At 76.0% G+C, this 12,598-nt stretch carries 8 protein-coding genes; 3 read left to right on the forward strand and 5 right to left on the reverse strand.

Translation table 11 applies throughout. The annotated features are described in order from the left end of the window. Window positions 1-120: 120 nt before the first annotated feature. Together JHAT_RS00190 and JHAT_RS00195 are read right to left on the reverse strand one after the other, a co-directional pair. Window positions 121-1,587, reverse strand: a complete 1,467-nt coding sequence (locus JHAT_RS00190) for a GAF domain-containing protein (RefSeq protein ID WP_077795923.1) — start codon at window positions 1,585-1,587, stop codon at window positions 121-123. A 21-nt stretch (window positions 1,588-1,608) separates the two neighbouring features. Next, window positions 1,609-2,646, reverse strand: a complete 1,038-nt coding sequence (locus JHAT_RS00195) for a rod shape-determining protein (protein WP_077795924.1) — start codon at window positions 2,644-2,646, stop codon at window positions 1,609-1,611. Between the two features lie 275 nt (window positions 2,647-2,921). On the opposite strand from JHAT_RS00195, the gene JHAT_RS00200 reads away from it, so the two are divergent. After that, window positions 2,922-6,542 (forward strand): S8 family serine peptidase, encoded by a 3,621-nt coding sequence (locus tag JHAT_RS00200; protein ID WP_077795925.1) that lies wholly within the window; start codon window positions 2,922-2,924, stop codon window positions 6,540-6,542. Window positions 6,543-6,795: 253 nt separating this feature from the next. On the opposite strand, the gene JHAT_RS00205 is transcribed toward JHAT_RS00200, so the two are convergent. The 3 genes from JHAT_RS00205 to JHAT_RS00215 all read right to left on the reverse strand — a co-directional run bounded on the left by JHAT_RS00205 (window position 6,796) and on the right by JHAT_RS00215 (window position 10,341). Continuing rightward, the gene (locus JHAT_RS00205) at window positions 6,796-8,160 is read right to left on the reverse strand and encodes a carboxyl transferase domain-containing protein (RefSeq protein ID WP_077795926.1); all 1,365 of its coding nucleotides are present in this window, start codon (window positions 8,158-8,160) and stop codon (window positions 6,796-6,798) included. Then, on the reverse strand, window positions 8,153-9,631 hold the full coding sequence (locus tag JHAT_RS00210; RefSeq protein ID WP_077795927.1) for an acyl-CoA synthetase: 1,479 nt from the start codon (window positions 9,629-9,631) through the stop codon (window positions 8,153-8,155). Before JHAT_RS00210 ends, JHAT_RS00205 begins: the two co-directional genes overlap by 8 nt. Before the next feature lie 86 nt (window positions 9,632-9,717). Continuing rightward, on the reverse strand, window positions 9,718-10,341 hold the full coding sequence (locus JHAT_RS00215; protein ID WP_077795928.1) for an O-methyltransferase: 624 nt from the start codon (window positions 10,339-10,341) through the stop codon (window positions 9,718-9,720). Window positions 10,342-10,819: 478 nt separating this feature from the next. Between JHAT_RS00215 and JHAT_RS00225 the strand changes: the two genes are divergently transcribed. Then, window positions 10,820-11,593: an IclR family transcriptional regulator gene (locus JHAT_RS00225; protein ID WP_077795929.1), complete on the forward strand. Its 774-nt coding sequence runs from the start codon at window positions 10,820-10,822 to the stop codon at window positions 11,591-11,593. Then, window positions 11,590-12,438 carry an SMP-30/gluconolactonase/LRE family protein gene (locus JHAT_RS00230; RefSeq protein ID WP_077795930.1) on the forward strand — a complete coding sequence of 283 codons (849 nt, stop codon included), beginning with the start codon at window positions 11,590-11,592 and terminating at the stop codon, window positions 12,436-12,438. Before JHAT_RS00225 ends, JHAT_RS00230 begins: the two co-directional genes overlap by 4 nt. The last annotated feature ends 160 nt before the right edge of the window (window positions 12,439-12,598 follow it).

Raw genomic sequence — 12,598 nt, forward strand, 5'->3', positions numbered from 1 at the left:
CACCCGGCCCCCCGTCTGCCGATGCGCCTGCCCGCCGTCCGGTGGGCGTACACCCGGCCGCGGGGAACGACCGCCCCACGGGACGGGTGAAGGCGTCACCGGGGACGGCCGGGTGTCCGCTCAGAGGGGCGCCTGCCAGGTGGCCGTCGCCCGGCCGCCGTCGGCGGGGGCCGGGCCCTCGGGCGTTCCGTCGTGCGCGACCGTCAGCCGCACCGCGTCGCGGCCGTCCGGCAGGGACGCGGTCGCGTCGACGGAGACCTCGACGCGGGAGACGCCGTGGCCGCGGGACGCGGCGGCCAGGGCCCGGCGCAGGGCGGCGAGGAGGCGGTCGGCGACCCGGTCCGGTACGCGGCTGTCGACGGCGCCCGTGAAGTGGACGGAGGGCGGGAAGCCGAGCGGGGCGGCGGCGGACGCGGTCTCGCGCAGCACCCGGCCGCGCAGGCCGGCCGGCGGACCGGCGGGGGACTGCTGGAGCGCGAGGATCGCCGTACGGACCTCCTGGACCGTGGAGCGCAGCTCGTCCACCGCCCGGTCGAGAACGTCACCGATGTCGTCCGCGCCGGGGCGGCGCCGCGTGGACTCCAGCATCATGCCGGTGGCGAACAGCCGTTGCACCACCAGGTCGTGCAGGTCACGGGCGATGCGGTCCCGGTCCTCGTACACGGCGAGGCGCTCCCTGCCGTGCCGGGCGTCGGCGAGGACGAGGGCCGACGCGGCCTGGGAGGCGAACTGGGTCGCGAGCAGCCGTTCGACGGCCGTGTAGGGGCGGTCGCCGCGGCGGCGGGGCAGGGCGAGCGTGCCGATCAGCCGGCCGTTCGCCCGCAGCGGCAGCATCATGCTGGGGCCGAACCGGTGCCGTACGCGCGTCGTCATGCGCGGGTCGGTCGCCGAGTCCGCGACGAACACCGGTTCGCCGCCGAGGAGCTGCTCGAGGACGGGGCTGCCCGGGGCGATGGTCACGCCGACGATGCCGTCCGGGTCGTCGGGCGCCGAGGCGGTCACGATCTCCATGCCGCCCTCCGCGGTCGGCTGGAGGATCGCCCCCGCCGAGGCGCCGGCGAGCAGCCGGGCCCGTTCCGCGACCGTCGTCAGGGCGTCGTCCGCGCTCCCGCCGGCGAGCAGCGCGGTGGTGACGGCCGCCGCGCCCTCGACCCAGCGTTCGCGCTGCCGGGCCGTCTCGTACAGCCGGGCGTTGCCGATCGCGATCCCGGCCTGCGTGGCGAGGACCCGGAGCAGTTGCTCGTCCTCGTCCGTGAACGGTCCGTCGTCGGGCGCCCGGCCCAGACGCAGCTCACCGAACTCCTCGTCCCGCACGCGGATCGGCACCCGCAGCCGGTACGCGGCGCCGGGGGCCCCGGCCGGGGACGGGGCCGGGGGCTCTTCCGGGCCGGCCCGGTGCGGGGCGCGGAACGTGGAGAGGCCCGCCACGTGCGGGTCGGTCGTGGTCAGGGACGCGCAGGCGGCACCGGTCAGACCGGCGGCGCCGTCCACGACGTGCTGGAGGGTGCTGCGCAGGTCCAGGTCGGTGCCGACGCCGAGGACGGCGTCGAGGAGGCGGGTCAGCCGGGACGCGGGCCGCGCGGCCATGCCGTCGGCTTCCTCGGCGGGTCAGTCGGCCAGCGGATCCAGCACGAGGGGCGCGATGCGGCCCTCCAGCATGGTGCCGAGACCCTGGACGGCGCACACGTCGGGCCGTTCCGCGATGTGCACCGGCATGCCGGTCGCCTGACGCAGCATCTGGTCGAAGCCGGGCAGCAGCGCACTGCCGCCCACCATCACGATCCCGCGGTCGGCGAGGTCCGCGACCAGGTCCGGCGGGCAGCCGCGCAGCACCTTGCCGATGCCGTCGAGCACGGCCGTCAACGGCGTCTGGATCGCGTTGCGCACCGCGGCGGTGTCCACCTTCACACTGCGCGCCAGGCCGGTCGCCACGTCCCGCCCGTGGATCTCGGTGGAGGCCGGGCCCTGCGGGGTGAGCCCGTTGCCGGACAGGGCGAGCTGCAGCGGGCGCACCGACTGGCTGGGCAGCACCAGTTCGTGCTGGTGGCGCAGGTGCTGCACGATCGCGTGGTCGACGGCCTCGCCGCCGACCGGGATGCGTTCGGCGGTCACGATCGAGCCGAGGGAGAGCACCGCGACCTGCGTGGCGTGCGCCCCGCACACCATGACCATCGTGGCCTCGGGCTGCTCCACGGGCAGCCCGCAGCCGACCGCCGCGGCGATCAGGGTGTCGACGAGCTCCACCCGCCGGGCGCCGAGCCCGACCAGCGTCTCGATCGCCGCCCGCCGGGCCAGCGGGTCGGCGTCGTGCGGCGTGCAGACGGCGGCGCGCAGCCGGGGCTTGCGGCGCAGCGTCCGGCGGATCCGGTCGCCGAGCAGGTGCCGCAGCATGCGCTGGGCCATCTCGATGTCGACGACCGTGCCGCCGGAGACCGGCCGGACGACGCGGATGTAGCCGGGGGTGCGGCCGGTCATCTTCTCCGCGAGCTCGCCCACCGCGATGAGCGCGCCGGTGCGGGTGTTGACCGCGGCCGCCGACGGCTGGTCGACGACGAGCCCGGCGCCCTTCACGTAGACCCGGGTCCTCGACGCGCCGAGGTCGACGCCGAAATGGCAGCGGCGCAGCTGCTCCAGAGTGGCGGTCATGGCAGTTCCTCCCGAGAGCGCAGACCGTGCGGGGGCCGGCGGGTGGCCGGTCTCCGGACATCGTGCGCGCGGGCCGGGGCGGGCGCCTTCCGGAGGGGGCCGGGCGGGGGGCCGCTGAATGGGGGTCACCTCCGAAGGCGGTCCGCCGTCGGCTGACGGCCCGTCGGTCTCGTGGCGGGAACCCGCCGAGTCGCCAACCCGCCACGTCCGGGCAACTCCCTTGTCGCTCCTGACTCCTGAAACTCTTTCGCAGCACTCCACGAAGAGAGGCGAGGATGAGCAGAGGACCAGTCAGACGCGGGGCGACCCTCCTGTCGGCCGGGCTCGTGATCGGGCTGTTGCCGGTCGGGCCGACGGCGACGGCGGCGACGGCGCAGGAGGCCCCCGAGAGCACGCACGGCCGAGCGACCACCCGTACCGTCACCCTCGTCACCGGCGACCGGGTGACCGTCACCGGCCTCGGCGGCGGCAGGAGGACCGTCACCGTCGAACGGCCGGCGGGCGCCACCGGCGCCGTACGCACCCGGAACGCGAACGGCGAGATCAGTGTCGTACCGGACGAGGCCCTGCCCTACCTGCGCGACGGGCGGCTCGACGAACGGCTCTTCGACGTCGACGCGTTGATACGCCAGGGGCTCACCGACACCGAGACCGGCGAACTGCCGCTGATCGTGACGTACGGGAAGAACGCGCGGACCCTCGTCCCGCGCGGCGCCGAGCGGACGCGGGCGCTGCCCAGCGTGCGCGGCGCCGCCGTCGAGGCGGACAAGGGGCGCACCTTCTGGCGGGCGTTCACCGGGCAGGCCGGCATCGACGGCGTGTGGCTCGACGGGCGGGTCACCGCCGCCATGGCCGAGAGCAACGCCCAGATCGGCACCCCCGAGGCCTGGCAGGCCGGCCTGACAGGCAAGGGCGTCACCGTCGCCGTGCTGGACAGCGGCGTGGACGCCGGCCACCCCGACCTCGCCGGGCGGATCGCGCGGAGCCGCAGCTTCATCGCGGGGGAGGAGGTCGCCGACCGGCACGGTCACGGCACGCACGTCACCTCCACCGTCGGCGGCAGCGGTGCCGCCTCCGGCGGCAGGGAGAAGGGCGTCGCCCCCGGCGCCACGCTCGCCGTCGGCAAGGTCCTGAACGACCAGGGCTCGGGCAGCGAGTCCGAGATCATCGCCGGGATGGAGTGGGCCGCCCGGGACGTGGACGCCGACATCGTCTCGATGAGCCTGGGGTCGACCGAGCCGAGCGACGGCACCGACCCCATGGCGCAGGCCGTGAACACCCTCTCCCGGGAGACCGGCGCGCTGTTCGTGATCGCCGCCGGGAACACCGGCGCGCCCTCCTCCATCGGCTCGCCGGGTGCCGCCGACGCGGCGCTGACCGTCGGCGCCGTCGACTCCGCCGACCAGGCGGCCTGGTTCACCAGCGCCGGCCCCCGCCACGGGGACAACGCCCTCAAGCCCGACCTCTCCGCCCCCGGCGTCGGCATCCTCGCCGCCCGGTCCCGGCTCAGCGAGGGCAGCGGCGACTACACCTCCATGGACGGCACGTCGATGGCGACCCCGCACATCGCCGGGGCGGCCGCCCTGCTGGCCGAGAAGCACCCCGACTGGACGGGCGCGCAGCTCAAGGACGCGCTGATGTCCACGTCCGAGCGGCTCGACGCCTCCGCCTACCAGCTCGGCGCGGGCCGGGTCAGCGTGCCCGACGCCGTCGGCGCCGAGATCACCGCGACGGGCAGCGCCGACCTCGGCTTCTTCTCCTGGCCCTACGGCGGCAACGAGCCGGTCACCCGCACCGTCACCTACACCAACTCCTCCGACGCCCCCGTCGCACTGGGCCTGTCCGTGCAGGGGGCGCCCGACGGCGTCGCCACCCTCGCCGACACCACGCTCACCGTGCCCGCGCACGGCACCGCGTCCACGACCGTGACCGGGGACGGCACGAAGGCGCCGGTCGGGAACACCAGCGGGCAGATCGTGGCCTCGGTCGCCGGCACACCCGTCGCGCACACCGCGTTCGGGCTGGTCAAGGAGGAGGAGCGGTACACGCTCACCGTCCACGTCAAGGACCGCGCGGGCGCGGCGACCGCCGCCGACCTCACCGTCCAGCGGCTGGCCGAGGGCGTCGACCCCGTGCCCGCCCACGTCGGCGACTCCGGCACCGTGAAGCTCCGGCTGGCGCCGGGGACGTACAGCCTCACCTCCTTCCTCGACGTGCGCGGCAGCCACGGCGCCGACTCCCTCGGCCTGGGCTTCCTCGCGGCGCCGGAGGTCGTCCTCGACCGGGACCGGGAGGTCACCCTCGATGGCCGGAAGCTGCGCGAGGTCCGCGCGGACGTCGGCCGGCGCACCGAGACCCGTCAGCTGCTCATGGAGTACGACCGCAGCGCGAACGGCTCCGACCTGTTCGGCGCGGTGCAGGTGCCCCTGACGTACGACAGCGTCTTCGCCGCGCCCACCGGGAAGGTCACCCGGGGCGGCTTCGAGTACCGGACCGTGTGGCGGCTCGGCAAGCCGCTGCTGGAGGCCGAGGGGATCGGCGAGGCCGTCGTGCAGCCGGGCGGCACGCTCGTCGAGGGCCGCACCCGGCTGCCGCTCGTCGACGTCGGCACCGGCCCGTTCACCGGGGTGGAGGGCAAGGCGGTCCTCGCCCGGCTCACCGGGGGCACCGAACCGGCCGCCCTCGCCCGGGCCGCCCAGGACGCGGGCGCGAAGGCGCTGTTCGTCACCGACGACGCGCCCGGCCGGCTGATGGCGTGGTGGGGCACGGACGACAACGCCGACCGGCCGCTGACGATCGCCACGGTGAACGCCGCGGACGCCGCCCGGCTGCGCGCCGCGGGCCGCGTCGACATGACCGGCACGCGCAACACGCCGTACGTGTACGACCTGTCGGAGGGGCACGCCGGCGCGGTGCCCGACCGGGACCTGACGTACGCGCCGGGCAAGCGGGAGCTGGCCGCCGTGCACACCAGGTACCACGCCGCCCGGCCGGTGAGCGGGGGCGAGTTCCGGTACTCGATCACCGACACCTTCCCGGTCGGCATCGGCTTCAAGGAGCGGATCGACTACCCGGCCGAGCGGACCGAGTACGTGTCGACCGGGCGCGGTCAGCTGTGGCACGAGTCCGTGGACGCCGCCGACGGCGCGCTGGAGGAGCGCGGCGGACTGGTCCGGTACGAGGGCGGCTCGCGTCCACGGCTCGACTGGTTCAAGCCCGTCTGGCACCCGTGGCTCGGCACCGGGCTCGGCTGGGGCCAGCAGCGCGCCGGCGACCGGCTCCAGTTCAACGCCCCCGGCTGGGGCGACTCCGGTCCCGACCACACCGGCTTCGGCGACGTGTGGAGCGAGACCAGCGGGATGACCCAGACCACGGCCGTGTACCTGGACGGCGAGCTGGCCGACGAGGGGACGTCGTCCGCCGTGTACGTGGAGGATGCGCCCGCCGACGCGCACACGTACAGGCTGGTCACGGACACCGCGCTGGACGCGGAGCGCTGGGGGATCGGGACGAGGGGCCACGCCGAGTGGACCTTCCGGTCGGCCGCTACCCCCGCGGACCGCTGGACCTTCCTGCCGCTGATCAACCTGTCCTTCGACGTGGACACCGACCTCGCGGGCGAGGTGCGCGGCGGGCGGAGGCTGTCGGTCGGCATCGGCGCCGCGTACGTGGCCGGTGCCCCGGACACCGGGACGATCGGCGGCGGGACGCTCCAGGTGTCCTACGACGACGGCCGGACCTGGAAGTCCGTCCGGCTGACCGGCGAGGGCGCGTCCTGGCACGGGACGCTGGACGTGCCGCGCGGCGCCGAGCACGTCTCGCTGCGGGCCTCGGCGCGCGACGACCGGGGCGGCTCGGTCACGCAGGAGATCGTGCGGGCCGTGGGCGTCCGGTAACCCGCACCGCGCACCTGGTCGTACGCGGACGGCGCCGCCTCCCTGGGACGGGGAGGCGGCGCCGTCGTGTTCCTCGGACCGTCAGACCAGCCGGCCGACGAAGTGGACGAGGCCGGCGAGGACGTCGGTGAGAAGGTTCATGATCGTGCAGCTCCTTGTGTGGTGCATGGTGTGGGACCTGCGCTCGGCCACGGTCTGCAGCCCGTCGCTCGCGCACCGTGAGTATCTCCGAGCACTCGTGTCTCATGTGATCTTATGACCGGCGATCACCTGTTCCAGGGAACACCTGATCCCCTGTTCGAAGCCGCAGTACGCCCAGCTCGGCCAGGTCCTGTGGTCTCAGCCTCAGTTGATCCGCCGTCACCTCCACCTCGTCCGGTGGGCGCTTCAGGATCGCCGCGGCCAGTTCCGGCGCGATGACGGAGAAGTAGCTGTCCGGCGTGGCCCAGGTGTCGCCGGGCGCGGCCAGCGCCAGCGCGCCGCCCGAGCCGCCCTCCCCGATGACCAGCGTGGTCACCGGGGTCCGGGCCGAGGCCACGGCGCCGAACAGGTCGGCGATCGCGGCACCGGCCCCCCGCCGCTCGGCCTCCGCGTCGTTCGCCGCGCCCGGGGTGTCCACCAGGGTCAGCACCGGTATGCCGAGCCGGTCCGCGAGGCGGATCAGCCGGGCGGCGGTGCGGAACCCGGCGGGCCTGGTCGCCGTGCCGGTCTGGGCGGCGTACGCGACCGTCCGCCCCGCGTGCTCGCCGAAGCCGCACAGCATGCCCTCGGCGTCCGTGCCGCCGCAGCGGTCGCCGGACAGGGCGACGCGGTGGGTGAAGTAGGCGTCCAGGTAGGCCCCGGCGCGGGGCCGCTCGGGTGCCCGGGCCCGCCGGACCGCGTCCCACCCGGTGACCGGCAGGTCGGTGGCGCCCAGCGGTTCGGGCACCGGCGCCGGGGTGTCCGACGGCGCCGTCAGCAGCCGCAGCCAGCGCCCCAGCGTGCCGCGCAGCTCCCCGGGCGGCACGACGGCGTCCGCGCTGCCCGCCGCCACCTGCGCCTCGGCCGTGTACGCCGCCGGGCCGGCGTCCGGCGGCCGGACCCGGGAACCGGCGAAGCCCACCTGGGCGCCGGGCAGGGCGAGGACCACGTCGGCGCCCGCGCCCAGCGTCGCCCAGCCGCCGCCGGTGGCCGGGTCCCGCAGGACGGCGATCTGGGCGAGGCCGGCCTGACGGGTGAGGGCCGACTGCCGGGCCACGCGCTGGAGCTGGGTCAGCGCGAACATGCCCTCCTGCATCCGGCTGCCCCCGGTGGCGACCAACGGCACGACCGGCAGCCGGTGTTCGCGCGCGTACGCGTACGCCGCCTCCAGCCGGTCGCCCGTGCGCCGGCCGAGCGAGCCGCCGAGGAAGCCGAACTCGAAGGCGAGCAGCACGGCCCGGACCCCCTCGACGTGCCCGGTGCCGCAGACGACGGACTCGCTCTCGCCGGTGCGTCCGGCGGCACGGGCGCGCTGGGCGCCGTAGCCGGGCCAGCCGAGCGGGCCGTCGGGTTCCTGGTCGCCGTCCGGGTGGGGGAGTTCGGCGAAGTCGTCGGTGAGGAGCGCGAGGAACGCGCGCGCGGAGAGCCGTTCAGCCATGGTCCAGCGCCCGCTTCATGATCTTCCCCATGTCGTTGCGGGGCAGCGCGTCGAGGTACCGGACGACGCGGGGCCGCTTGTGCGGGGCGAGCCGGGCGGCGACGTGCGCGGCCAACTCCTCCAGGGAGGGCGGCGCCTGCGGATCGGCCGGCACGACCCAGGCCACGATCCGCTCGCCCAGGTCCGGGTCGGGCTCCCCGGTGACGGCCGCCTCCCGCACCGCCGGGTGTTCCAGCAGCGCGTTCTCGATCTCCCCGGCCCCGATCTTGTACCCGCCGCTCTTGATCAGGTCGGTGGCCTTGCGGCCGACGATGCGGACGTGGCCGTCGGGGTCGCGCACCGCCATGTCGCCGGTGCGGAAGAAGCCGTCCGCGGTGAAGGCGGCGGCGGTGGCGTCGGGGCGGTTCAGGTACTCCGTGAACAGGTTCGGGCCGCGCACCTGGATCTCGCCGACGCTCTCCCCGTCGTACGCCGTGATCGGCGTGCCGTCCTCCTCCACGAGCCGCAGCTCCACCCCCGGCAGCGGCACGCCCACGGTGCCGGCACGGGGCTCGCCGTCCGCCCGCACGCTGGGCCGGGGGTCCGGGGGTGTCCACCGGGACGAGCACAGCATCAGGGTCTCCGTCATGCCGTACCGCTCGATGACGTGCCGTCCGGTCGCGGCGGTGATCCGCTCGTGGTCGTGCACCGGCAGCGCGGCCGACCCGGACACCAGCAGCCGGGCGCCCGCGAGGGCCTTGGCCAGCCCCGGGTCGCCGGGCAGGGCCTCGGCGATGCGGTGGTACATCGTCGGCACCCCGAACAGCATGGTCGCGCCGTCGCTCAGCTCCCGGGCGGCGCCCTCGGTGCTGAACCTGCCGAGGTGGCGCACCGATCCGCCGCGCCTGAGCGGGCCCAGGATCCCGAGCACCAGCCCGTGCACGTGGAACAGCGGCAGCCCCTGCACCAGCACGTCGTCGCCGGTCCACCCCCAGGCGTCGGCGAGCGCGTCCAGGGTCGAGGCGAGCGCCCGCCGGGGGATGACGGCGCCCTTGGGCGGTCCGGTGGTGCCGGAGGTGTAGACGACCAGCGCGGGGTCCTCCGGACCGCCGTCGTCCGCGGGGACGGGCCCGGCGGCGCGCACGTCGACGTCCACGCGCGGCAGCCCGGCGAGCGGCCCGGGCAGCTCGTCGCCGGGTGCGGCCAGCACCAGGGCCGGGGCGCTGTCGGACAGGATGTGGCCGAGCTCCTTCCCGCCCGACTTCGGGTTGAGCGGCACGGTGGCGGCACCGGCGAGCAGCGTGCCGACGACGGCGACGGCGGTCTCCGGCGTCGGCGTCGCCCACACGGCGACCCGGCCGGCGCCCCGCACCCGCTCACCGACGGCCCCGGCCGCCGCGGCCAGCTCGGCGTAGGTCAGGGAGCGTTCGCCGAACCGCAGGGCGACCCGGTCGCCCGGGGGGTGGGTGAGGGCGGGGAAGAGCGAGGACACGCGGTACTCCTGGGGACTCGGGAAACGGACACCCCGTTCCTACCCCGGCCCCGGGACGATCCGACGCCGCGCCGGGTTGACGCCGGTCACGTCCCCGCCCCGGCGGGCAGCCCCCGCGTCCCCACCAGCGCGGCCAGGTCCGGGGCGAGGCGCAACTCGACGGTGCGCAGCGCCGGGTGCTCCAGCCAGTGCAGCCGCGCCCGGTCCACCCGGCCCTCGTGCGTCGGGGGCCAGTCGGTGGCCGGGGTGAAGTCGTCCAGGACCACCGTGCCGCCCGGGACGAGCAGCCCGGCCACGTCGGCGGCCGGGTCGTGCTCCGACTTGCCCTGCCCGCCCCCGTCCAGCACCAGCAGGTCGTACGGGCCCCGCTCGGCGATCCGCGTCCAGTCACCGGTGAGCACCTCCACCCCGGGCCGCCCGGCGAACACCCCGGCGGCGATCCGGGCGCGCTCCGGATCCCGCTCCACGCTCACCAGCCGCACGCCCGGGCCCGCCCCCGACGCCAGCCAGGCCAGCCCCACGCCGCAACCGGTGCCCGTCTCCCCGATCGTCCCGCGCGCCCCGCCCGCCAGGGCGTGCAGCAGCCGCCCCTGCTCGGGCCGGCAGGAGTACGGGAACCCGTGGGCCCGCGCGGCGGCCAGGGCCCGCTCGACCAGCGGCGGCAGGCCCCCGGCCGCCGTGCCGTACGCGTCCGTTCCGGAGATCGCCATGCCGCCGATCCTGCCGCACGGACGTGACCCGGCGGGTTCCGGTCCCGCCGGCCGGTGTGGCCGGCCTCCCGGCGGTCGAGGGCCGTCGGGAGGCCGTGGCCGTCCGTCGGAGCGGCCCCAGGTGAACTCCGCGACCGCCTCGTGCCGTCCCCCCTCCGCGTCCGGTGCGGTGAAGGCGCGCCCCCACCGGGTGGGCGCCGAACCCTGCAGCGGGCGTCCTCGACCAGGTCCGGGGCGTGGTCGGCCGTGCGGCGCAGCAGCGCCGGCTGGAAGTCGACCGGCGTGAGCGGGGCGGCCGGGGGCGGGGAGGAAGACATGCGTCCGTCGTCGCTCGGCCGGGCAGGCCGCACCCCCGTACCCATTGCCCCGGCAAACGCAGTATGAGTAGCCTGTGTTCGCCATTCCGACCGCCTGTTGATATCTCGAACATCGGATATCGCCACCGCAGGCGCCCGAGACACCTAGGAGGGGGCCGGACATGGGACGTCTCGTACCAGCCGTGACCCGGGCTCTCGACATACTGGAGCTCTTCCTCGACGGGGACGGCACGCTCTCCGCCCCCGACATCGTGCGCCGGCTCCAACTGCCGCGCACCACCGTGCACGAACTGGTGACCACGCTCGCCGCCCGCAAGTACATCGTCCCCGTGGCCGGCCAGCCCGGACGGTACCGGCTCGGGGTGCGTCCGTACCAGCTCGGCGCCCGCTACGCCGAGCACCTCGACCTCGCCGCCGAGGGCCAGCAGGTCGCCCGGAGCGTCGCCGAGACCTGCGACGAGACCGTGCACGTCGCCATCCTCGAGGACACCGACGTCATCTACATCGCCAAGGTCGACTCCACGCACGCGGTGCGCATGGTGTCGGCGGCCGGACGCCGGCTGCCCGCCCACTGCACGTCCGTCGGCAAGATGCTGCTGGCCTCCCTGCCCGAGCAGGAGCTCGCCGCCCGCTTCCCCGACGGTGCCGAGCTGGCCGCGATGACGCCGAACAGCATCACCGACCCGGCCGCCCTGCGCGCGGCCCTGACCGAGATCCGCGAGCGCGGCATCGCGGTGGAGAACCGCGAGTCCAACCCCGACGTCTCCTGCGTGGCCGCCCCGGTCCGGGACCGCGCCGGCAGGGTCGTCGCCGCGCTGTCCATCTCCGTGCCCATGATCCGCTGGAGCGAGGAGCGCCGCACCGAGCTGGAGGAGCTCGCCGCGAAGGGCGCCGCCGACCTGTCCGAGCGCCTCGGCCACCGGAGCGTGGCATGACGTACGAGGTGGCGGTACGGGCCGAGGCGGCCCTCGGCGAGGGACCGACCTGGGACGCGGACGCGGGCCTGCTGATCTGGGTGGACATCCTGGGCTTCCGCGTGCACACCTACGACCCCGTCTCCGGGCGGCGGACGGTGCGCACGACCGAGCAGCACGTGGGCGCGGCCAAGCCGCGGGCCGGCGGCGGCCTCGTCCTGAACCTGCGGGACGGCATCGGCCTCGTCGACCCCGACGGGACCTTCCGCCTGCTGCACCACGACCCCGTCCCCGGCCGCCGGGCCAACGACGCCGCCGTCGCCCCCGACGGCAGCCTCTGGGCCGGCACCATGCGCTACGACGAGGCCCCCGGCGGCGGCACGCTCTCCCGGCTCACGGGCGACGGCACGGTGACGACCGTCCTGGACGACGTGGCGGTCAGCAACGGCACCGGCTGGAGCCCCGACGGGCGGCTGATGTACTACATCGACTCGCCGACCCGCCGGATCGACGTCTTCGACCACGACGCGGCAAGGGGCGGTGTCGGTGACCGGCGCCCGTTCGTCACCCTCGAGGAGGACGCCGGCTTCCCCGACGGGCTCACCGTGGACGCCGAGGGCTGCGTGTGGGTGGCCCTGTGGGGCGGCTCGGCGGTCCGCCGCTACACGCCCGACGGCACGCTGGACCGGGTGATCGACCTGCCCGTCCCGCTCGTCACGGCCTGCGCGTTCGGCGGCGCCGGCCTGACCGACCTGTACGTCACCACGGCCCGCACCGGCCTGACCGCGCCGCACCCGCTCGCCGGGTCGGTGCTGGTGGTGCCCGGAGCGGGCAGGGGGCTGCGGCAGCCGGCGTTCGAGGGCTGACCGGGCCGTCGCCCCGCGCTGCACGCGGCGGGCGAGGCCGGGCGCGGTGACACCGGCCCGCCGCACCTCCCCGGCGTCGCGGCGACGGTGGAGCCCGTGGCGGCCGGGCGCCCCGGCGGGGCGACGCATCCGCCTGCCCGCGCGCACCGCCCCCGGTCCC

It is taken from the genome of Streptomyces sp. JHA26 (assembly GCF_002005565.1).
Classification (GTDB): domain Bacteria; phylum Actinomycetota; class Actinomycetes; order Streptomycetales; family Streptomycetaceae; genus Streptomyces.

Bases quoted from the DNA above. Each gene is read 5' to 3' on its own strand.
- JHAT_RS00190 (WP_077795923.1), bottom strand. From the start codon at position 1,587: ATGGCCGCGCGGCCCGCGTCCCGGCTGACCCGCCTCCTCGACGCCGTC.
- JHAT_RS00225 (WP_077795929.1), top strand. From the start codon at position 10,820: ATGGGACGTCTCGTACCAGCCGTGACCCGGGCTCTCGACATACTGGAG.
- JHAT_RS00200 (WP_077795925.1), top strand. From the start codon at position 2,922: ATGAGCAGAGGACCAGTCAGACGCGGGGCGACCCTCCTGTCGGCCGGG.
- JHAT_RS00195 (WP_077795924.1), bottom strand. From the start codon at position 2,646: ATGACCGCCACTCTGGAGCAGCTGCGCCGCTGCCATTTCGGCGTCGAC.
- JHAT_RS00205 (WP_077795926.1), bottom strand. From the start codon at position 8,160: ATGGCTGAACGGCTCTCCGCGCGCGCGTTCCTCGCGCTCCTCACCGAC.
- JHAT_RS00230 (WP_077795930.1), top strand. From the start codon at position 11,590: ATGACGTACGAGGTGGCGGTACGGGCCGAGGCGGCCCTCGGCGAGGGA.
- JHAT_RS00215 (WP_077795928.1), bottom strand. From the start codon at position 10,341: ATGGCGATCTCCGGAACGGACGCGTACGGCACGGCGGCCGGGGGCCTG.